Below are 21,318 nucleotides of genomic sequence, written 5' to 3' on the forward strand. Positions count from 1 at the left end.
TTTTAAGGGCCGCCGTTTTTTCATCAACAATGCGAAGGAATATAAATCCTCAGGGCATTCTCTTTACGCGGAACTTGCCTTCCACGCGCTCCGATACCCTGTACCCGAGGTCATAATATCTCCCTGCATGCGTTAGCACAAAATGCCCTTCCACAAATTCTCCGGGCCCTCCATTGCTGGTAATTGTCAGCATACCTCCGCTGGGCTTTCTTTCTCCGGTAACAGGATCAATGTACCAGGAAGACATGCGGTCGCCCATATAAATATTTCCTGCTTCAAATGTTGCAGGCGGTGCATTCCCCGATTCCCAATTCCAGGGCCCGCTGCCAGTAATGGGCCATGCAACCATCACATGATACTCTCCCTGTTGATACAGCAACCTGTACATGCCATTTACTTCACTGATACGCGCCGGAAGGGAGAACCAGTTGTGGTTGGCAATCTTCAGCTCCAGTGCATCACCGGTAATAGGCAGGGTATACGATACAGCCATTAAAAAATCTGATGTAACGCGGGCGTTCAGGTTTGCAAAGATGCGTGCATTCATGCCTTCGGGGTTTTCCGGTCTGGCATGGCAGATGGCATGATTGCCTATATCCGTAATGGCAGCAAGTTCTTCAGCTGTCCAGTTATTCACCAGTTCCCTTTCCAATGGCACTGCTTTAATAACGGGAATGCCTTTGGTGAAAACGTCTTTACCCACTGGTTTGAGGGGTGCCAGCACATCCCCGTTTCCTTCCTGCGGGCGCAGGGGTATCACACGCATCACTTCCACATCCGTTTCGCCGCCTACTACAAGGGAGGAATCTTTGGGGCTGATAAGGAGGGTACGCATCAATGTAAAGTCGCCCGGTTCTTTGGTTTGTATTACAATGCGTGTGCGGGGCGCATCGTGCTCATAATTCTCCTGCACATACCAGACTTTGTCACTGTTATGGCGTGCTACCATCAGGCAACGGTGATCCGATCCGTGCAACTCCATGAACCGGTAATCGAATGCCAGTTGAACAGGCTTCTTCAGCGGCTGGCTTGCGGTAACACGATAGGTATAGCCCAGGTTACCCTGGCAGCTGTCTGTAATTTCTTCCACCGTCATGGTAGCAGGGCCGGAGAATGTTCCGGCAGGGATCATGATGAGTAACCGGCTGTCGACGTATTCGATAGTCTGATCTTCCGTACCAACAGGAATGGAAATAAGTTCACCTTTTTGTATTCCCTTCCCGGTCTGATGCCCGATAGCGGGGACCGGTACTTCTGTGTCAGGGGTGGGAGGCGGTTCCGGCGATGGATCCTTTTTCTTACGGCAGGCCAGCAGGCTGATCCCCAGCAGGGATAAAATGAGATAACGGTAAATGAGCATGGTGTAAGGGGTATAAGTCCGAAAAATATCCCTGAAATGCCGGGCTACAAAGTCAAATCCGGTGAAGGCTTTAGTGGGATAGATGGGATGTTCAAACACCGCTATGAAATGAAAAAGCGAAAGCGGCCTCAATGGGCCGCTTTCGCTTTTATAAAAGGATCTTATTATTTCTTGTGCTGCATATTCTCGGGAGCCATCATCTGATTGAGCCCCATCAGTTGCTTCATGGTTTTGTCCATGCCTTCTGAAGAGCCATCGAGGAAGATGACGTTGCCTTTACCGTTTTCCGCGAAATTCTTGATGCCTTCCACCCACATGGAGAAGAGGATCACAGAGGTATCCATATTGGCCTGTTGCATTTCACGTGCGGCAAGGCTCATACCCTTAGCCACCTCTTCCCGGAAGAGGGCCACACCTTTACCACGGAGCTGTGCGGCCTGGCGCTCAGCTTCTGCAGCGATCTTGATGGCGTTACCATCTGCTTCTGCCGCTTTGGTTTTGGTGATGAGGAGTGCCTGCCCTTCGTTTTCGGCTGCTGCCTTGAGGTTGTTGGAAGCCACTACCTGCGCCATAGAGCGCATAATAGCTTCATCGAAGGTGATATCGTTCATCTGCAGGTCGATCAGGTGGAAGCCCCAGTTCTCGAGGGTGAGATCGATTTGTTCCTTTACGTGCTCTGTAATGTCCTTACGGAGGCCCAGTACTTCCGACTGGCGTTTAGTAGCCACGAAGCCACGGATGGAGCCTTCGATGGTACGTACGAGTGCCTGCATGAAAGAGCGCTCGTCCATGAATTTGAAGGCCACGTTCTTGATGGTTTCTTCTTCCTGGTTGTAAGTGGCATACAGCAGCATGGCCTTAAAGTACACATTGGCCTGGTCTATGGTAATGGCCTGAAACTCGAGCTCCACGGATCTGTTCTGGATCGTGATCCGTTTGAAGACCTTCTCGATGAGGGGGATCTTGAAGTTGAGCCCCGGGGTCAGTATGCGGTTATACTTACCGAAAATAGTGGTAACGCCCACCGTGCCCTGTTGTACCGTGACGAAACATGACAGTACGATAAGGACCGCGAGGGCGATAATTACATACAAAATAATGTTATCCATAGTATAAAGAAATTGATGCCTGAAGGTAATCAAATTCCTTTACCGGAACATCATTATGCTGCATAAGCTGGGTTTCCAAACTACCTAGGATGTAAGACCGGGTGCAAGGGCTTTTGGGAAATTAACAAACAATGAATGATCCTGCACTGCCGGATTATCGGCAGTACACGTGAAATATATTATGTTATATTCTTTGACAGTTCCGGAAATATATGAACACGTCATCCAGTTCGATCTGCTTAAGCTGATATGCCAACTGGGTTTTCAGGTCGGCCGTCTCTTCCTTGATTTTCTTGTACTGGTCCTTTAATGATTGATATCTGGCGATTATTTCCTCGGGGGTGGCGTTATTGTCCAGGGCCAGGATATCATACGCCTTCTCTTCGGTTATCATAGCGATAAGTATTACCTCTCAAAAAACTATCCAAATGAACTCCGTATCTTTTCTTTTCAGGCTACTAAATTAGTGGAGTTTGGAACGCCGGAAAATACCCAAGCTTGGGTATTTTTTCCAGTCCAACCCCGGATCACACTTGCGTTGTAGCGATTTTATAAATTATAAAAGGAACCTATGTAAGTTGATAATCATGTATGGGTCAGGGTTATTGTACGCCAATCTGCCGGGCGAGGGCTACCAGTTCGGGGGTATTCCTGACTTTCAATTTAAGCCGGATATTTTTGCGGTGGGTCTCAACGGTATACCTGCTCAGGTTCAGCCGTTCCGCTATTTCCTTGTTATTAAAGCCTTTGGCCGCCAGCATAAAGATGTCTTTCTCACGGGCAGTCAGCTTGTTAAGTACGTCTTCATTCCGCCGGCGCAGTACTACGCGCAGCGCTTCCGTGATCTGGTTACCTGTATCCAGCGCATTGCTGAAATCCAGGAAAACACATATCACGTCAACCACATTGCCGTGCTGATCAAATGTAAAAGGTACACCTAATCCAACCACCCAAAACCATTCTCCGTCGCCCTTACGGCGTACACGCATAACCCCGCCGAACATACTCTTGCGTTCGGAAAACGACTGCTGTGAGATGGCAAGGATGTTCATATCGTCCGGATGGGTTACCTGCCGGAAGAAATCTGTCCCAAGCGTGAATACCTCCTCCTGGCTGTATCCGAGGGTTTCGGTCAGCCGCAGGTTACACCAATTCACTGCCTTTTTCGAGTTGTTGGACGTATACAGCATTGCCGGTACCTTTTCTATAATGGCCTCCAGATGCTCCACCCGGCTCCTCAATTGCGTATTCTCAGATAACAGTGCATCATGAGAATCGCGGTTTTCTGTGCCCATGTCCTGCATTATGAATGTTTTAAACAAACAATAGTGAAAACTAACGATGAATACTATACGAATATAAAAATTCGCTGCGCAAATGTTATAACACCTTTATGTAAATATAAAATAAAAAGCCATATATCCAAATCCTCCGCAGCATGGTCTCAGCGGGTATAACAAGCAGAACGATAAAGGGTTTGACAATTCCGGATTCAGGGCTTAAATTTGATGCTCAATTGAATCATAAATTCTTCACCCATAAAAATTGGATTATGGCTTTTACCCTTCCTGCATTACCGTATGCTTCCGATGCGCTGGAACCGCACTTCGACAAGATGACGATGGAAATTCATCACGGTAAGCACCACCAGGCTTATGTAGACAATCTGAACAAGGCTATCGCCGGTACTGAGAACGAAAATAAATCCCTCGAAGAACTGGTTGCCGCTGCAGGCAGCATCAGCCCTGCCGTTCGTAACAACGGTGGCGGTCACTGGAACCACTCTTTCTTCTGGGAATCCCTCGCTCCCAAAGCAGGCGGCACTCCCTCCGGCGCACTGGCCGATGCTATCAACAGCACTTTCGGCTCTTTCGATGCTTTCAAAGAGAAATTCAATGCTGCAGGCGTTTCCCGCTTCGGCTCCGGATGGGCTTGGCTCATTCTGAAAGACGGTAAGCTTGAAATTACTTCCACTCCCAACCAGGATAACCCCCTGATGGATGTAGCTGAAGTAAAAGGTACCCCCATCCTCGGTGTAGACGTGTGGGAACACGCTTACTACCTCAAATACCAGAACCGCCGTGCAGAATACCTCGCTGCTTTCTGGAACGTGGTAAACTGGGATGCTGTCAGCAAACGCTTCAAATAAGCGAACCCAACGCATAAAAAAAGCCGGCTGTCATAAGACAACCGGCTTTTTTATTTTGTTAGCCATCCTTACAGCGGCCTGATCTTCATGTTTTTGAACCAGATCTCACTGCCGTGGTCCTGCAGGCAGATATGCCCTTTCTTTGCAGTACCATAGCCCTTATACGTTTTCCATTTGCCGGTTGCTTTAGCTTTCTCCCACGCAGGTGTCCACATTTCTGTTTCCACCACTTTCTCCCCGTTCAGCCAGTGCTCCACCTTACCCTTGTTCACCACTATGCGGGTGTGGTTCCACTCACCAATGGGCTTTGCAGCCAGTTTAGCAGGCGGGTTCATGGCGTAGTTTGCACCGGACTTCTGCCAGTCTTCCAGCTTCTCCGGGAAATTGTTGTCGTCGATGATCTGGTACTCGGGGCCGCTCATATAAGGCGCCTCAAATTCTTCCGTCACCAGGTAGAGGATACCGCTGTTGCCCTGCGGCGCCAGCTTCCAGTCTGCTACCAGCTCAAAGTTTTCGTATTGATCGTTGGTGATAAGGTCGCCGCGCATATCGCTTTTATCGGTAGCGCTGCCGGTACAATGCAACGTACCTTCCAATGCGCTCCATGTTTTACCGTCTTTCCCCTTATACATCCGCCATCCGTTAAGGTCACTGCCGTTAAACAGCAGTTTCCATCCCGCGGCAGTTTCTGCTTCGGTCAATACATTCATTACTTCGGGCGCCGTTGCGATGTTTTCGCTTCCGGCGGTAACGGAGTCTTTCTTCTCACCTTCAGAACCTGCATTCCCGCAGGAAGCCAGTCCTAATGCCGTAGCCGCGAATACCGGCAGCATCATCTTCTTCATACAATCACACCGTTTTATTTGTTAACCACTTTGAGCGCTTTAGGATCCCAGTACATGATCTTATTCTGGAAATAGCTGTCGTTACACAGCAGCGCGGGAGCTGCAGCACGGAAGCCGAACAGTGCGTCTTCAGCCACTTTACCCTTGGTACGCATAGCGTTGAACAGGTTGTAGAAGTGATCGAAATGGGCACCTTTGTAACCTTCTTCCGCTTCGTAGATCAGCTTGTCAGGGTCCATCATTTGCTTCCTTTCGTATACATACTGCTTACCGTTAGCCTGTGCATTCTTAGTCTGCAGCAACGGATCGTCGGTTGCAGCATAAGCCTTGTTACGGAAAAGGGTCACTTTATCCCACTCAACAGTCATGGAGCCTTCGCTACCCACCATGCGGAGGTAGTTGGTGCCGCCGGTACCGTCTACAAAGTTTACACGGAGCGAAAGGTTGAAAGCAGGGTGAATGTCTGTCTTCGGATAGTCGAACATGCCGAGCATTACGTCTGGCACTTCACGGCCGTCTTTCCAGTAACGAAGACCACCGGTAGCCATGATCTTCTCAGGTCCGATAGAGCCGGTTACGAGGTGGAGACTGCTGAAAAGATGCACGAACAGGTCTCCGGATACACCGGTACCGTAATCGCGGTAGTTTCTCCAGCGGAAGAAGCGCAGCGGATCGAAGTCGCGTTTCTTGTTGTTGGCAAGGAAAGCATCCCAACCCACAGTAGCAGGGGAAGCATCAGCAGGGATAGGGTACTGCCATGCTCCGAAGGGAGACATACGTGCCCAGAAGCCTTCTGCATAGTTCAGCTCACCGATTGCACCGTCTTTCAACAGCTGGCGGGCCTTCTCGTTACCGAGGGAGCTCACGCCCTGGCTGCCTACTTCATATACAACGCCTTTATTGCGGTTCTGTGCTTCCACAACGGCAGCGCCTTCGCTTACGTCATGTACCATGGGCTTTTCGCAATACACGCTCTTACCGGCGTTCATTGCTGCCACGGAAATGTCTTTATGCCAGCTGTCAGGCGTAGCAATGATTACTGCATCAATATCTTTACGCTGCAGGATCTCACGGTAATCACGGGTAGTATAAATATCGTTACCCCAGGTTTTCTTGGCATCAGCCAGGCGGCCGTCGTACAGATCGCAGGCTGCTACCAGCTTAACACCGGGTACGGAGATAGCAGTATTGGTATCTGCCGTTCCCATACCACCCGCACCAATAAGGGCGATCTGGATCTGGTCGTTGGCACTGTAATGATCTTTCTGCCTTTTCAGTTGCTCCAGGTTTCTCTTCTTATCGGCAGCGGTGATGATATTCGGGAACAGAGAAGCTCCCACAACTCCCATGGCCATCTTGCTGATGAAGCCGCGGCGGGAATCATTCTTTTTAATTTCCTTCATGCTTTTACTTTTATAGATTTTACGTGTACGTGTGGTTTCGCGATTGGTCAATTTAATTAATAATTTTTGCAAATACAATTGCAACTAAAAGGATAGTTGCAGCACCGCTTTAACGGGCAGGTGGTCAGAGGCATAGGTTTCCGGGATCACCTCATGGCTGAGTACGGCAAACTTACCCTTGGTAAATGCAATAAAATCGATACAGCGGCGCGGATTAATGACCGGGATGGTAGGGGCACAATCGTTGCAGCTGCGCTGGAAATGGGCATCCAGCTGCGCAATAACGGGCCCTCCGGCAGCAGCATTCATATCTCCGGCCACAATTACCGGGTAAGGCTGTTTAGACAGTATTTCCGTCATTTCCCGCATTTGCACGAGGCGGTTAGAGTCGTTCCGCTGGGCATCGAGGTGGGTACAGGCCATCAGCACCTTCTTCCCGCCGGGCATTTCCACCAGCATGGTAGCCAGCGAGCGGGGTTCTCCATTGGTACCGGCCAGCGTGGTAAGGGGATAACGCTTCGTTTCCAGCACCGGGTATTTAGACAGTACGGCAATACCATATTCCCCACCGGCATAATCGATCCCTTTGGAGAAAAAGGCTTTCATCCCCAGGCGCTTCGCCAGATCTTCGGCCTGATGTAAACTGCTGCCGGAGCGGGTGGTATGTACATCTATCTCCTGCAGCGCCACCAGGTCGGGCTTTGCGGCAATTAATACCCGGGCAATGGCATCCATATCAATCTTCCCGTCTACCGAAGGGGGATTGGCATGGTGGATGTTATAGCTTACAACACTGACGGACGTTGTTTTAGCAGATTGGGAATGCTTGCCGGCGGTACAGGCTGCAAGTGAAAATATCGCGAGGAATGCTGCGAAATAGCGATGGTTACTCATATTATGGACGATTGAATGCGCAGACATAAAAAAACGAAAAACAATTTAGCCATGCAACAAATCGTGCATGGCTAAATTGTTTTTATGATAAACGGTGTCAGTTTAGTTCTTCCCTGTCAGCAGCTGCTGGTATTTCTGCGGGCTCTGTACAAGGGTCACAGCCTCTTCCACATCCTTATCCCACACGAGCGAACGCTCTATGCGCCCTGCCTGGGGGTAATAGCGGTTAGCGATCTCTTCTTCCAGTAACTGGCGGATCTCTGATTTGTTGCGGAGAAGGTCCTGCTTTTTGTCGTGCTTCATTTTTACCTGCAAAGCATCAAATTCCTTTTGCAGGCCATCGTAGTATTTCTCTTTTCTGGCGGTAGCCCGGAAATTGTCTAGGGCTTCTTCGCTACGGGTTTTGTAACTGTAATCCTTACCATCGAGGAACTTCAGGAACTCTTCAAACACTTCATCGGTCACGAATTCAGTGTTACCGGCAGGCGTTTGCGGATGTGCGTAATAGTATCTCGTGGCATAGTCGAAGATGAATTGCTTGCGGAGCAGGGTGATGGCTACCTGGCTGAGGACGGTGCTTTCGACACGTGCATCCGGCTCAATACCTCCACCGTCTTTCACAGGCCTTCCTGCAGCGGTAGTGAATGATTTGCGGAGGGAGTCCGGCACGTAATCCGCTTCTCCGTCTTCATTCCTGTGCGCATAATCGATCGCCTGTATGCAGCGTCCGCTGGGTGTATAATATCGTGCGGTGGTTACTTTCAGCTTGGCGTTGTAAGGAAGGGGGCGGGTAGTTTGTACAAGGCCTTTACCATAAGAACGCTGTCCTACCACAAGGCCCCTGTCCAGGTCCTGTACGGCTCCGGCCACAATTTCAGAGGCGGAGGCGGAAGAGCGGCTGGTGAGTACAACCAGGGGAATGTGATTGTCGATAGGGGAAAGACTGGTTTTATACTCGCGGTCCCAGCTTTTCACTTTCCCGCGGGTGCTTACGATGAGCTTTCCTTTGTCGATGAAGATATTGGATAGTGATACTGCTTCTTCGAGGAGGCCGCCGGGGTTTCCGCGTAGGTCAAGCACAACGCCTGCCAGTGAAGGGTTTTGCTTACGAAGGTTCTCGAAAGCCTGCTGTACCTGTTCGGCACTGCCTTCCGTGAACTGGGTCATTTTGATATAGCCCACATTCTTACGGATCACTCCGCTGTAGCTTACCGGCTTCACGTTGATATCTTCCCTGACTATCTTATATGTTTTTTCGGTGTTGTTGATGGGGTGGCGGAGCACGATGGCGAGAGTGGTACCGGCAGTTCCTTTGAGGTAGCGGCTCACTTCGTCCTGTTCCATGTTACGGGCGCTTTTGCCATCTAAAGAAATGATGACATCGCCGGCTTTGATGCCTGCTTTATCCATGGGGCTGCCTTCGTAGATATCGGTAATGGAAGTCCATTCCCCTTCGGTGTAAATGGAGGCGCCTACGCCGCCATATTTCCCGGTAGCCATAAACCGCAGTTCGTCGAGTTCTTCTTCTGGAACAAAGTCGGTATAAGGGTCGGTTTCTTCGAGCATGGCTTCGATACCGGTCTGGATGAGTTTATCGGGCGGGAGGTCTTCGACATAATAGGTGTTCAGTTCGCGGTAGAAAGCAGCGAATATGTCGAGGTTTTTGGCGATGAGGAAGTATTTGTCGCTGTTTCTGAAAGCAACGGCCAGAGAGGCGATGGCGATCAGGGCGAACAGTATTATTTTCCTGGATTTCCGCATGCTTGTCGGTGTTTCTGGATGAGTGAAAAGGTGGTGTACCGTATCAGGGAACCGGGTCGTATCCGTGGCCTCCCCAGGGGTTACAGCTCAGGATTCTTTTGGCGGCGAGCCATCCTCCTTTAAAGAGGCCGTGTTTCTTCAATGCTTCGAGGCCATATTGGGAGCAAGTGGGGGTGTACCTGCATTTGTTGGCTCCCAACAGCGGGCTTATGCACCACTGGTATATCTTAATCAGTAAAATAAACGGGATACTCAAAATTTGCATCAATCGCTTCATGGCTGTTCTTTTCTACCGGCTTCCCTGGCGAGTTTCTCTAAAATTACCGAAAATTTAGGCTGAAGGGAAGTGAAATCGGGGATTTTTTTATCGATATAGATAAAAAACACGGCCATTTGGCGGGAATTGGCTAGGAGGGCATCGTAAAGGCCCTGTTTGTGGAGGCGGTAGGTTTCTCTGCCGAGGCGTTTAATACGGTTACGGTCTACGGCACGGGGGAACTTGCGGGACGACACACTGAAGCCGGCCTGAACCGGATATTTATCCGTTGTGAGGCTGGCGGGCATGAAGATCACTCGATAGGGGAAAATAGAAAACGCTTTTCCTTCACGAAAAAGCGTTTCAATCATTTTCCTGCTCTTTAACTTCTCTTCTCTGTTAAAAGAATAAGTTTTTATGGCAATATGAGTTGATGACGGAATTATTTCAGCTTGCGCTCGTCAGATACGGTCAGTTTCTTACGACCTTTAGCTCTGCGGGATGCCAATACTTTACGTCCGTTGGCAGTTTCCATTCTCTTTCTGAAACCGTGTACGCTCTTTCTGCGTCTGTTGTGCGGTTGAAAAGTACGTTTCATCGTTTTTAATATTTTCTACTTGAACTCAAAACTTGTTACCCATCCGTTTTTCGGGCGGGCAGACTGTGATCAGCCCCGTTTAAAACGGAAGGCAAAGGTAGGTGAAAAAATTTAAAATGAAAAGGAAAGTCCGAAAAAAGTCAATGGAATATTTCTCTGACCGGAAATTCCTGATAATCAGGATAATAAAAAGGGCCCGGTTTGTATCCGGGCCCCTATATTAATGATTTTCAAGCTTATTTAGCAGCTGCGGGAGCGGCAGTGGTGGATACACCCAGCTTAGTCTTCACGGTGTTCAGAATGTCGTCTCCTGCAGGAGAAACCAGGAGGGTTCCGCCGGAGTTGTCGATCACATAGCCGTAACCTTTTTCTTTAGCAACATCTTCGATCGCTTTGCGGGCTTTATCGTAAACGGGCTTCAGGAGGTCGCCTTGTTTCTGACCGATCTTTTCGCGGGCTACCTGTTCGTAATCCTGCAGTCTTTTCTGAATATCCTGGATCTCTTTCACTTTAACCGCTTTCATAGCGTCGCTTTCATCTTTAGGAGCATTCTCGAAGTCCTTCATTTTCTTGTTGTATTCAGCAACAAGAGCCCCGCTCTCTTTCTCCAGTGTAGCGGCATAAGCCTCGATATCAGTCTGCGCTTTTTTATATTCGGGCATAGATTCGATCAAAGCCTGGGCGTTGATATGGGCGATTTTGGTCTGAGCATTGGCCTTCACGCTGCAAAACCCGGTGAACGCGACAATAGCGATGATTACATACTTCTTCATGATGATGTTGTCTTGTTGATTAAAAGAATGTAGAATGTTTAATTTTTATAGGTCTGTTGTCTAAAGGGATCATTGTTTGACACCCAGCGCTTTCAGAATCTCCTCACTTTTGTCCAGCTTCGGATCAGCGAAGATGACTGTGATACCACCGGACTTGTCAAGCACAAAGTCATACATCCTGCTGGCAGCCAGCTTTTGTACGGCATTGTAAATCTTGTCCTGAATGGGTTTCACCAGTTCTTCACGTTTCTTGAACAGGTCGCCTTCATAGCCGAATCTCTTCTTCTGCAAATCCTTTGCTTCCTTCTCCCTCGCAATGATCTCATCTTCACGTTTGCGCTTCAGATCATCGGTCAGCATCACGGCTTCCGCCTGGTAGGATTTGTACATCTTGTCCACTTCCTGGAATTTGGCATCAATCTCTTTCTGCCATTGCTCCGCTACCGCATCGAGCTTCTTTTGCGCGTCTTTGTAGTCGGGGATGGTTTCCAGGATGTATTTCGTATCAATTACACAATACCGCTGTGCATAGGTGCCTCCAATGGCGCCCAGCACTAAAATCATGGTAACTAAGATTCTTTTCATCGGTCGTAATTTTTTTAGCGAAAATCAGGCTTCGCAATATATAATTATTTTTTTATTCCGGCTCAAAGCCCAGCATGAAGGTAAATTTAGCTGCGTTCTTCAGGCCGCCGTCGGATGTTAATCTATCCAAACCTATGCCATAGTCGAACCCGAGCAGACCGAACATGGGGAGATAGAACCGCGCACCCAGACCAACCGAGCGGCGAAGGCGGAACGGATCGTATTCTTTAATATCTCGGTAACCGTTAGCCGCTTCCAGGAACATCAGGCCAAAAATGGTAGAGCTGGGGTTGAGGCTGAAGGGATAGCGCAGTTCCACCACATATTTATTAAACATGGTGAAGCCGGAGTAACCACCCGGAGGCGCACCGCTTTCAGGATTCAGCTTGGGGTTAGACGTATAATATACAGGATAACCACGCTGCGAGATAATGTCGCGGTCATATACAGCAAAGTTGCTCAAACCATCACCACCCAGCTCAAAGCGGCCGAAGGGCGAAAGTGTGGTGCGGCTGTTATATGAACTCACATAACCGAACTTGGCAGCCACTTTCAGTACCAGCGATTTATTGTCACTGCCGCGGGGGCGGGAAAGCGGTACATACCATTCCGCGTTCATACGGTATTTCTGATACTCGATAAATTTAAACTGCTCGCTGATCGGTTGGGATTTGTAATCCTTGTCGGGGTTCAGCACAGAATAAGGAGGTGTGAACTGGCCGAACAGCATAAAGCTGGAACCACTGCGGGGGAAGATCTGCTGGTCAACAGAAGAACGTGCCAGTGTGATACGCAGTGAAAGGTTATTAGCCGTACCGTTATCGAAGCCTTCCATTCCGAAGTAGTTGAAATCTTTCAGCTTATAGCGCTGATAGTTCACAGAGTACATAATGGAGAAGAAGTCATCCGGCCATTTCAGCTGCTTACCGATGGAAACCGAACCACCAAGTACACGGAAGTAGGCACCGCCGTTAGCAACAGGCATATTATAATATTCCGCGAAAGCGTTCGGGTTCTGGTAAGTGCTGTAGAAGTTTACGGAGAAGGGGTTCCGTTTTTTCCCGCCAAGCCAGGGCTCGGTGAAGGAGAAGTTGTAGGAACGGTATGCCTTACCGTTGGATGAGATACGCACGCTCAGCTTCTGGCCATCGCCGGAGGGCAGCGGATCCCATGTTTCTTTTCTGAAGATATTACGGAGAGAGAAGTTGTTGAACGTAACACCGAGGGTACCGGTAAGACCGATGTAACCACCCCAGCCTGCGGAAAGCTCCAGCTGATCGTTCGCTCTTTCTTCTACTTTATAATCGATATCCACGGTTCCTTCCTGTACGTTGGGAACGGGGTTGATGCCAATGGTTTCAGGGTTGAAGAAGCCGAGCTGGGAAATTTCGCGCTGGGAACGGATAAGGTTCTGGCGGCTGAATTTATCACCGGGCATTGTCCGCAGTTCGCGGCGGATCACGTGCTCGTTTGTTTTTTCGTTACCTGCAATACGGATGTCTTTGATGGTTGCCTGCGGACCTTCCTGCATACGGATCTCAAAGTCAATGGTATCTCCACGGATACCTACCTCCATGGGATCTACCTGGAAGAAGAGGTAACCATCGTCCATATAGAGGGAGCTAACGTCTCCGCCTTCAGGGCCGGGAGGCGTTCCGAGGCGCTTGTTCAGCAGCTCCAGGTTATATACGTCTCCTTTTTTGATACCCATTGCACGGGAAAGGATGGTGTCGCTATATACGGTGTTGCCTCTCCAGGTGATGTTACCGAAGTAATACTTCTTGCCTTCGTCTACCTTCATTTCAATGTTCAGGTTTCCTTTGGCATTGTTATACAGCGTATCGTCTACGATCTGGAAATCGCGGTGACCTTTAGAGTTGTAATAAGCGATGATCTTTTCCTTGTCTTCTTCGTATTTGGAGTCGTTGAACTTGGCAGAGGAGAAGAGGTGGAAGCGGAAGTAGGGGTCTAATTTCTCGAGGGTACGGGTAGCGGAGAGGTAGCCCATATCCTGCCAGTAGGTGTCGGTAGTAGCCATACTGTCGACCCATGCGTTGGCGTTGTCCGGATACAGGGTGAAACGGCTCAGTTCCTTGGTACCCTTCATTTTCTTTTTAATCGTATTGTCAGCAGCGTTATAGTTGCCTACGATGTTGATATCGTTCACCTTTACCTTGTGGCCTTTATCCACGATGAAGTAAACGGTGGCGGAGTTCACGGCAGGAGCGGGATCCTTACGGATATCCATTCTCATGCTGACGTTGCGGAAGCCTTTGTCTGCATAGAATTTACGGATAACGTTATAGGTGTTCTGCTGCATGGCTTCGGTAACCACGCTTCCTTTCCGGAGACCGGCCTTGGTGGTGATTTCGTCGCCTTCGGTTTTCTTGATTCCTTTCCAGAAGAAGTTAGACATGCGGGGCTTTTCCACGAGGGTAATTTCCAGCCAGATCTTGCTGTCTTCTATTTTGATGATGTAAATCGCGATGTTGGAGAAGAGGCGTTGTCCCCAGAGTGCCTGGATAGCCTTGGCAAAGTGATCGCCCGGCAGCACTACCTTATCGCCCACGTTGAGGCCGGAAAGCGAAAGCAGGAGGGATTTATCGAGAAATTCGGTGCCGGAAACGGCGATATCGGCAATCTCGTATTGCTGTGGATTGCCCAGGGACCAGGGGCTGATCTCTGCCGGTTTATTCGGCAGGGGTACCGTATCCCTTTGCTGGGCACGCACAGACATTCCCGCGCTGCAACATAAAACTACGGCCAGTAGGCTTTTAGGAAACAATTTCTTCATTCTGCTGTATTTGTTCGCTTGTTTTGCCGAATCGACGTTCTCTGTTTTGATAATTGAGTATAGCTTCGTAAAGATTCTCTTTGCGGAAATCTGGCCAGCGTGTATTGGTAAAATACAGTTCCGCGTAAGCGAGCTGGTATAAGAGGAAATTGCTGATGCGGTGTTCTCCGCTGGTCCTGATCATTAGTTCGGGATCGGGAAGTTGGGATGTACAGAGATATTTGGACCAGCTTTCGTGGTTGATATCGTCCGGATTAAGCTTTCCATTCTTTGCATCGCGTGCGATGGCACGCACGGCTTCCAGTATTTCCCACCGGGAGCTATAACTGAGGGCCATCACGAGGCTCAGGCCCTTGTTAGGGGCGGTGATTTCCCGCGCTTCCTCCAGCTCCCGCTGGCAATGAGGGGGCAGCATGTTCATGTCTCCAATCACATGCAGCCGGATATTATTTCGGTTGAGGGTGTCCACTTCCTTGCGGATGGTAGTCACCAACAGCTCCATGATACCGTTAACTTCGTAAACCGGGCGGTCCCAGTTTTCGGTAGAAAAGGCGTATAGCGTCAGGTATTCAATGCCCAGTTCAGCACAACCCTCTACTATATCCCGCACACTTTCTACTCCCTGATGATGCCCGTACAGCCGGTCCTGACCCCGCTCTTTGGCCCAACGGCCATTACCGTCCATAATAATGGCGATGTGTCGGGGCAGTCGTTGCAGGTCTAATTGATCCTTCAAACTCATGACTAAATCAGGCGTATTAAAACAGATTTACTAAAAGTGTGCAAAGATACAAAAATAACTTTATGGCCTTTCCTGCAAAGGGGGGCGGGCCGTTTTAACGTAGTTTTAACGGGAATGGCCGTCCGCAGAGGATTAGGGGTTAAAATTTACAGCGGTAAGAGGTGAAAAGGATGCCAAGGGTAAGCTCTATAGTGGCAAATTGATCTTTATCCCGGCTATTGCCGCGCTGCCGCCCGATTTCCCCGATCGGCGGGTTGCTCGTAACCGTAGAACGGTCCTGCAAAATGGCAGCTATCGTACTACTCCCGTCCGGCTTCTGCGGGAACGCAGAAATCCCTGCATAGGTAGTACTTACATCGTCCAGATAGTCCGTCTGGGCAAACCGGAACAACACCTCCAGCCCCAGGTTCAGCCTCCGGTTAAGACTGTACTTCAATCCGCCGCCTATCAAAAAAGCGTAGTTAAACAGCGAATATGGCTTACGGTCGGGGTACATGGAGGAATTTTGCCCCTCCGTCCCTAATGGCTGGAGATAATATTTCTTATCCTGATAATAAGCGTATGGATTGTAATGAAACCCGGAAGCCCCCACCGTCAGATAGGGCGAAAACCTGTAATCATCGCTCCCCGGCTCAAATCGGAAGAAGTTAAAATCCCCCTGGATCGCCAACTCAAATATGTCTGAGTTGAAGCTGAGGTTCCGCTTCCGCTGAAAATCGTTTTCACTGTACACGTCGGAATAACCCACATTCATATACCTGAAGTGAGCCCGGGCGCCTATATAATCGTTAAAATACTTCCTGTAAAATATGCCGAGGGCTGGTTTGGGAGACTTTAGCCCGCCATGGGTGTTCAGATCACCGAAATAATGGGATGCCCCGGCCGTAAAGCCCAGTTCCCCCACATAGCTCAGCTCCTGCTGTGCTACGGCATTATTGAGCCATCCGGCACAAAAAAGGGCCGCTATCCCGGTGGTCTTGCATAAAAATCGCGTGATCAGCATAAATATGACTAAGAACGTAAATTAGGGCTTTTTCGTATGACAAAAAATTTACACCCCGCCTATTTCCCCCTCGCATTCCGGGTATCGATCCCCCATAACAGTTTGTCCCTCAACGTATGCAGGAAGTTACTTTCGTTCAGGCGAAGCAGTTGAAACGTGAAATCCTCTTTCTTCACAGCCAGCTGCACCCGGTTATCGATCACCTCCATCCGGGAATCCAGCGTACAGATGAACTGGTCAGACCGTCCTTCCACTTCAAAAGAGATCACATTATCGTCTGGCACCACAATAGGCCGAACGTTCAGGTTATGAGGAGCCACAGGGGTTATAACGAAGTTAGCCGCTTCAGGGAATACCACCGGCCCGCCACAGCTGAGGGAATACCCGGTAGAGCCGGTAGGTGTGGCCACAATCAGCCCGTCTGCCCAATAAGTATTCAGAAACTCCCCGTTGAGGTAGGTATGGATCTTCACCATGGCGGAGGTATCCTTCTTGTGGATGGTGAATTCGTTAAGCGCGTAGGGCACATCTCCAAAGAGGGGTGTACTGGCATCGAGGTGGAGGAGGCTCCGCTTATCTACCACATAGCTGCGGCTTACGAGGGAATCCACCACTTCATGTACCGCATTACGCCCTATACCGGCCAGAAAGCCAAGACGCCCGAAATTAACCCCCATTACAGGGATATTCTTGTCGCGTACGAAGCTCACGGTATCCAGCAGGGTACCGTCGCCACCGAGGCTTACCAGGAATTCTATACGGCTGTCAAGATCTTTAGCACAGGAGAAAGTATCGGTATCGGGTGAAAACTGGATGTGCGCGCAGAGCTCCTTGTAAACAGGCTCATACACGACCGGTACAATTTCCTGCCGGGCCAGCTCATTCAGCAACAGTTGTATATCTTCCAGATCATCCTTAACAAAGCCACGGCTGTAGAGGGCTACATGCATTTACATATCCAGTTTAGCGTGTAAAAATAGTCCTTTTTCTCCCATTTGGTTGATACTGTATTCGAACCGGATGCAGGTATCGTAGAATGAAACGATATCCAGCCCCAGCCCGGCCGTATAGAGCATCCGGTTGCTCAGAACCCCGCTCAGGCCAAGCTTCGAATACCCGTATCCCACATCTCCGTATGCTTTCGCCATTACACGGATCGGGAGGTTACTGAACTTCTTTGGCACAATGGGCAATCGCACCTTGAAGTTAAGCAATTCCCGCCGCAGGGTATTTTTGAGAATGAAAAAGGCCGTCCCGTCTACCACATAATACTCAAGCCCCCGCAGATAATCGTCACTGTACCCCATAGCGCGGGAAGCTGCATATGGCAGGTCGTTGGGAAACTTCACCTGCCCCAGTAAACTAACAGCTCCATAGGTTTTGGGAGCATATTGCCAGTATTTGGCGCCTTTCAGGCGGATTTTCAGGTAATCGATGTCGTTGAGGAATCCCAGCCCGGCCTTAGATACTTCACCCCTGAATGACTGTCCGATCAGGGGATACTGCCAGCTGTCGGCCTTAATATAGTCCAGCCGGTACACCAATTCTGCATATTTAACCTCCGTACGCCCGCCGCCCAGGTAATCCGGGTTCAGCTTCGCCACGGTATCGGACACCCGTTCGTTGTGGTAGGTTAAAAAAGCCTGATGCCGCGTGGAAATAGCCTTCCTGTAGGTATAACTAACCCCGAAGGCCATCTGCCTGCGCAGGAAATCATCCTGCCGGAAAAACTGCTGCTTATTATCTTCGGAAACATAATTTATTTCCCGGTTCCTGCTGAAAGCTGCAGAAAATCCAATGCCATGGCGCAGCTTTTTATCGATATAGGGGAGTGTATACCCCAATACAAACTTCTGTGTGTATCCGAAAGACACGTCGGCGTAAAGCTCGTCGTTTCTGCCGGTGAGGTTATCCTGCCATGCTTTCACGCCGATATTAACACGTCGCAGGCTTTTCTTCTGCTCTACCCACCATTGGTTAAAATTACGGTCTGCCAGTTTGAAGACGGGGAAAGCGAGCAGATACCACCTTTCCCAAACATCGATTACCACATTGGCCTCGTTTCCGTTCCAGTCTTTAACATTCATTAAAACATTCAGGAAGAGGGAGGTATTGAGGAGTTGCTTGCGGTTGGTTTCGAGTATGGTGGAAAGGCTGCGGAGCCGGATGGTATCACCGGGTTTAATGCCTACTTCGCGCAGGATGACGGAGCGGCGGGTTCGTTTATTACCGGCCACAACGATGTCACGCACCACAATATATGAGGTGTCCTGCATGATGGTAAGCTCCTGCGGAGGCGTGGCTGGCGAAAGGGTATCCCTGACCTGTGCACGGGCTGGCAGTGCGGCAAGCAGGCAAAGCCACAGGCCGGATATGTTAAAAACAGTGCGCAAACAGTTGCATTTTCGAAAACTACATGCTGATGTAATTCATGAGCAGATCGTAGTTCTTTTTGAGGAGATCTTCTTCCAGCTCTTCACTGAACATGTATTTGATCGTGTAATTGAATCTTTCGAAGGTGGCAAGGAGCCCCTGCATTTCCTGACGGTTGGTTTTAAGCACCACTTCCAGTTTGGCAGTATTGGGGTTGGTGAGTGTATTTACGCTCAGGAGGGTTACTTCATTGCTTTCCGCGATACGCGCAATTTCGCTGAGGCTGTAATCCCGCGGTTCCATTTCGAGGACTACAACGCCACCGGGTTCTTTTACACCATTGTATTGCGCAAGGGCGGCGAGGAGGTTATCGCGTGTGATGACGCCGAGGTATTCCCCCTCACGGGAAATAACCGGGAGGGCAGATATTCTCATGTCATAGAAAACCTTCAGTGCCTCATAAAAGTGTGCGCCTTCCGGAACGGCGGGCTTCAGTGTACCGGGTACAGCCGATTCCAGCAGTTGGTCAGGATCTTCCCAATCAAGCACCTGATCTTCCTCAAGCAGGTAGGCATACTTATTATCCACTACCAGCGGCAAATGCGTCAGATGAAATTCATTCATGAGCCGAAGCGCTTTCGCCCCAGTGTCTTGAGGAAGCAGCACTGGCACAACTGTCGATATAAGTTCCTGCACCAACATAGAGATCGTGTTTCTTTTACAATAATAGCAAAGAATATTCCAATAGCCAGCGGGCGGACTATTAAAAATTACGTAAACACGGAGCAATGGCGCGGCAGCGGTGATAAACGGCTACTACTGTGCTACGGCTTTATTATTTAAGCGGTGGAGGTAATCGTGCATGATCGCATTGAATTCGTCGGGCACTTCCATCATGGGCGCGTGGCCGCATTTATCGATGAAATGCAGTTCGGAATTGGGGATCAGCTTATGAAACTCCTCGCCTACCATGGGAGGGGTCACCGTGTCATTAACGCCCCAGATGAGGAGGGTCGGTGTCTTTATGGTAGTGAGCTCTTCCCCGAGATTGTGGCGGATGGCAGATTTGGCAAGGGTTATAATCTTTATGACTTTCAACCGGTTACTGGTAATTTCGAACACTTCATCCACCAGTTCCTTTGTTGCCATGGCAGGGTCGAAGAAGATCAGTTCGGTCTTTTTACGGATATATTCGTAATCGCCGCGTTTGGGATAGGTTTCACCCATTCCATTCTCGTAAAGGCCGGAACTGCCGGTGAGGATGAGCGATTTAACTCTTTCGGGATGTTTCAGGATATATACCAGCCCGATATGGCCCCCCAGGGAGTTACCCATGAGGTGAAGGTTGTTGTAGTCGCGGGCTTCAATAAATTTATGCACGTATTTGGCCAGGCCGCCTACGGAGGTTTCCAGGATATTCAGGTCAAACAAGGGCAGCATGGGGATAACCACCTTATAGTTCTGCTTGAAATACTCGATGGTTCCGCTGAAATTACTCAGGGCACCGAACAGTCCGTGCAAAAGTATAATCGGTTCTCCTTCCCCTTCTTCGATGAACTTGAATTTGCCCTGTGTTTTGATTTCGTAATTCATTACCGTTGCTTGAAGTCAATTTTGCGCTAAAATAATTCTTTTTCTTAATTCAAATAACCTCCGTTATCTGGGTTTTATACGGGAATCCTCGTGGCAGCCCTTTCAAAAAAGGCTTCCAGTTCCGTAAAAACATCCCTGAACAGGGGGATTATCTTTCCAAGCCGGTCCATGACCCAGGGCCCCACAGGCTCGATATAGGGATACACAACGGATTGGAGCTTCGTTTCCGGGCTTAGCAGGTATAATTGGTTGGCCAGCCACAAGAGCACGCTGTATACAATTGTAAAAACCACAGCATATAAAAGGATGCCTCCCAGCCGGTTAAGCCATCCTAACATGGACCATTCCACCACTTTCTGCAGGGCAGCCGCGCCAAGGCGTATCAAAACCACCACTGCCAGGAAAACAATGAAAAAGCACACCACAGGCCACCACCGCCCGTCCATTCCGGACTTCCCCAGCCATTCCGCCAGTACGGCAGACAACTTCAGGGCAGCAGCAAGGCCTATTACGCAGGCTATAAGGGAAAATACCGCGGCAATAAAGCCCCGGACAAATCCCCGGTATAACGCAAACGCTATCAGGATGGCAAAAACGACATCAATGGCCAAAGCCGGATTATTTGGTCAGTAATTCCTTCACAAGGGCAGAAATGGCTTTCCCGTCTGCCTTACCTGCCAGCTGCTTGGTGGCAGCCCCCATTACTTTGCCCATATCTGCAGGGCCCGAAGCGCCTACAGCGGATATAATGGCGGAAACTTCCGCACGCAGCTCATCTTCCGTAAGCTGCTTGGGGAGGTAGCGCTCGATAACCGCCAGTTCCTCTTCTTCCTTCACCGCCAGATCGGTACGGTTCTGCTGCCGGAAGATCTCAATGGAGTCTTTACGCTGCTTGGCAAGTTTCTGTAACAGCTTCTGCTCGTCTGCATCGGTGAGTTCCCCGCTTGCGCCTTCTGCAGTTTTAGCGACAAGGATAGCCGCTTTAATGGCACGCAATGCACGGAGCTCAGCTTCAGCTTTAGCCAGCATGGCAGTTTTAATTGCACCGTTGATAGTAAGCTCTAAAGACATATTTCTGGA

23 protein-coding genes are annotated in these 21,318 nt (G+C 49.5%); 1 reads left to right on the forward strand and 22 read right to left on the reverse strand.

What is annotated here, in order from left to right:
- Positions 1-49 precede the first annotated feature (49 nt).
- The 4 genes from DEV76_RS03360 to DEV76_RS03375 form a co-directional block, all read right to left on the reverse strand.
- On the reverse strand, positions 50-1,492 hold the full coding sequence (locus tag DEV76_RS03360; protein ID WP_109695060.1) for a hypothetical protein: 1,443 nt from the start codon (positions 1,490-1,492) through the stop codon (positions 50-52).
- 32 nt (positions 1,493-1,524) lie between these two features.
- Positions 1,525-2,469 (reverse strand): SPFH domain-containing protein, encoded by a 945-nt coding sequence (locus DEV76_RS03365; protein ID WP_109695063.1) that lies wholly within the window; start codon positions 2,467-2,469, stop codon positions 1,525-1,527.
- 184 nt (positions 2,470-2,653) lie between these two features.
- Entirely contained in the window at positions 2,654-2,863 is a 210-nt protein-coding gene (locus DEV76_RS03370; protein ID WP_109695065.1) for a hypothetical protein, read from the reverse strand.
- Positions 2,864-3,071: 208 nt separating this feature from the next.
- Entirely contained in the window at positions 3,072-3,764 is a 693-nt protein-coding gene (locus tag DEV76_RS03375) for a LuxR C-terminal-related transcriptional regulator (RefSeq protein ID WP_198651927.1), read from the reverse strand.
- 257 nt (positions 3,765-4,021) lie between these two features.
- Here DEV76_RS03375 and DEV76_RS03380 point away from each other — a divergent pair, with 257 nt between their 5' ends.
- Complete coding sequence (locus DEV76_RS03380) at positions 4,022-4,618, forward strand: superoxide dismutase (RefSeq protein WP_109695389.1); 597 nt, start codon at positions 4,022-4,024, stop codon at positions 4,616-4,618.
- 68 nt (positions 4,619-4,686) lie between these two features.
- On the opposite strand, the gene DEV76_RS03385 is transcribed toward DEV76_RS03380, so the two are convergent.
- The 18 genes from DEV76_RS03385 to DEV76_RS03470 form a co-directional block, all read right to left on the reverse strand.
- The gene (locus DEV76_RS03385) at positions 4,687-5,463 is read right to left on the reverse strand and encodes a 3-keto-disaccharide hydrolase (RefSeq protein WP_109695069.1); all 777 of its coding nucleotides are present in this window, start codon (positions 5,461-5,463) and stop codon (positions 4,687-4,689) included.
- A 14-nt stretch (positions 5,464-5,477) separates the two neighbouring features.
- Positions 5,478-6,866 carry a Gfo/Idh/MocA family protein gene (locus DEV76_RS03390; RefSeq protein WP_109695391.1) on the reverse strand — a complete coding sequence of 463 codons (1,389 nt, stop codon included), beginning with the start codon at positions 6,864-6,866 and terminating at the stop codon, positions 5,478-5,480.
- Between the two features lie 84 nt (positions 6,867-6,950).
- The gene (locus tag DEV76_RS03395) at positions 6,951-7,760 is read right to left on the reverse strand and encodes an endonuclease/exonuclease/phosphatase family protein (RefSeq protein WP_109695071.1); all 810 of its coding nucleotides are present in this window, start codon (positions 7,758-7,760) and stop codon (positions 6,951-6,953) included.
- 102 nt (positions 7,761-7,862) lie between these two features.
- Positions 7,863-9,521 carry a S41 family peptidase gene (locus DEV76_RS03400; protein WP_109695073.1) on the reverse strand — a complete coding sequence of 553 codons (1,659 nt, stop codon included), beginning with the start codon at positions 9,519-9,521 and terminating at the stop codon, positions 7,863-7,865.
- 43 nt (positions 9,522-9,564) lie between these two features.
- Positions 9,565-9,798, reverse strand: coding sequence for a membrane protein insertion efficiency factor YidD (gene yidD, locus DEV76_RS03405; RefSeq protein ID WP_109695076.1), 234 nt, complete (start codon positions 9,796-9,798; stop codon positions 9,565-9,567).
- The gene (locus DEV76_RS03410; protein ID WP_317048070.1) at positions 9,795-10,223 is read right to left on the reverse strand and encodes a ribonuclease P protein component; all 429 of its coding nucleotides are present in this window, start codon (positions 10,221-10,223) and stop codon (positions 9,795-9,797) included. Before DEV76_RS03410 ends, yidD begins: the two co-directional genes overlap by 4 nt.
- Complete coding sequence (rpmH, locus tag DEV76_RS03415) at positions 10,220-10,375, reverse strand: 50S ribosomal protein L34 (RefSeq protein WP_012788729.1); 156 nt, start codon at positions 10,373-10,375, stop codon at positions 10,220-10,222. Before rpmH ends, DEV76_RS03410 begins: the two co-directional genes overlap by 4 nt.
- Before the next feature lie 236 nt (positions 10,376-10,611).
- Positions 10,612-11,148, reverse strand: a complete 537-nt coding sequence (locus DEV76_RS03420) for an OmpH family outer membrane protein (protein WP_109695080.1) — start codon at positions 11,146-11,148, stop codon at positions 10,612-10,614.
- 69 nt (positions 11,149-11,217) lie between these two features.
- Positions 11,218-11,733, reverse strand: coding sequence for an OmpH family outer membrane protein (locus DEV76_RS03425; protein ID WP_109695082.1), 516 nt, complete (start codon positions 11,731-11,733; stop codon positions 11,218-11,220).
- 52 nt (positions 11,734-11,785) lie between these two features.
- Complete coding sequence (locus tag DEV76_RS03430; RefSeq protein WP_109695084.1) at positions 11,786-14,527, reverse strand: BamA/OMP85 family outer membrane protein; 2,742 nt, start codon at positions 14,525-14,527, stop codon at positions 11,786-11,788.
- Positions 14,508-15,269, reverse strand: coding sequence for an isoprenyl transferase (locus DEV76_RS03435; RefSeq protein WP_109695086.1), 762 nt, complete (start codon positions 15,267-15,269; stop codon positions 14,508-14,510). Before DEV76_RS03435 ends, DEV76_RS03430 begins: the two co-directional genes overlap by 20 nt.
- Before the next feature lie 139 nt (positions 15,270-15,408).
- Complete coding sequence (porG, locus tag DEV76_RS03440) at positions 15,409-16,272, reverse strand: type IX secretion system protein PorG (protein WP_109695089.1); 864 nt, start codon at positions 16,270-16,272, stop codon at positions 15,409-15,411.
- Between the two features lie 59 nt (positions 16,273-16,331).
- The gene (locus DEV76_RS03445) at positions 16,332-17,222 is read right to left on the reverse strand and encodes an NAD kinase (RefSeq protein WP_109695090.1); all 891 of its coding nucleotides are present in this window, start codon (positions 17,220-17,222) and stop codon (positions 16,332-16,334) included.
- Positions 17,223-18,665 (reverse strand): POTRA domain-containing protein, encoded by a 1,443-nt coding sequence (locus DEV76_RS03450; protein ID WP_109695092.1) that lies wholly within the window; start codon positions 18,663-18,665, stop codon positions 17,223-17,225.
- Positions 18,666-18,684: 19 nt separating this feature from the next.
- Positions 18,685-19,347: a CBS domain-containing protein gene (locus DEV76_RS03455; RefSeq protein WP_109695094.1), complete on the reverse strand. Its 663-nt coding sequence runs from the start codon at positions 19,345-19,347 to the stop codon at positions 18,685-18,687.
- A gap of 114 nt (positions 19,348-19,461) precedes the next feature.
- The gene (locus DEV76_RS03460) at positions 19,462-20,238 is read right to left on the reverse strand and encodes an alpha/beta fold hydrolase (protein WP_109695096.1); all 777 of its coding nucleotides are present in this window, start codon (positions 20,236-20,238) and stop codon (positions 19,462-19,464) included.
- Between the two features lie 74 nt (positions 20,239-20,312).
- Complete coding sequence (locus tag DEV76_RS03465) at positions 20,313-20,849, reverse strand: CvpA family protein (RefSeq protein WP_109695098.1); 537 nt, start codon at positions 20,847-20,849, stop codon at positions 20,313-20,315.
- Positions 20,850-20,856: 7 nt separating this feature from the next.
- Positions 20,857-21,309, reverse strand: a complete 453-nt coding sequence (locus DEV76_RS03470) for a GatB/YqeY domain-containing protein (RefSeq protein WP_109695100.1) — start codon at positions 21,307-21,309, stop codon at positions 20,857-20,859.
- Between the last annotated feature and the right edge of the window lie 9 nt (positions 21,310-21,318).

It is taken from the genome of Chitinophaga deserti, assembly GCF_003149455.1.
In the GTDB taxonomy this organism is placed as follows: Bacteria; Bacteroidota; Bacteroidia; order Chitinophagales; family Chitinophagaceae; genus Chitinophaga; species Chitinophaga deserti.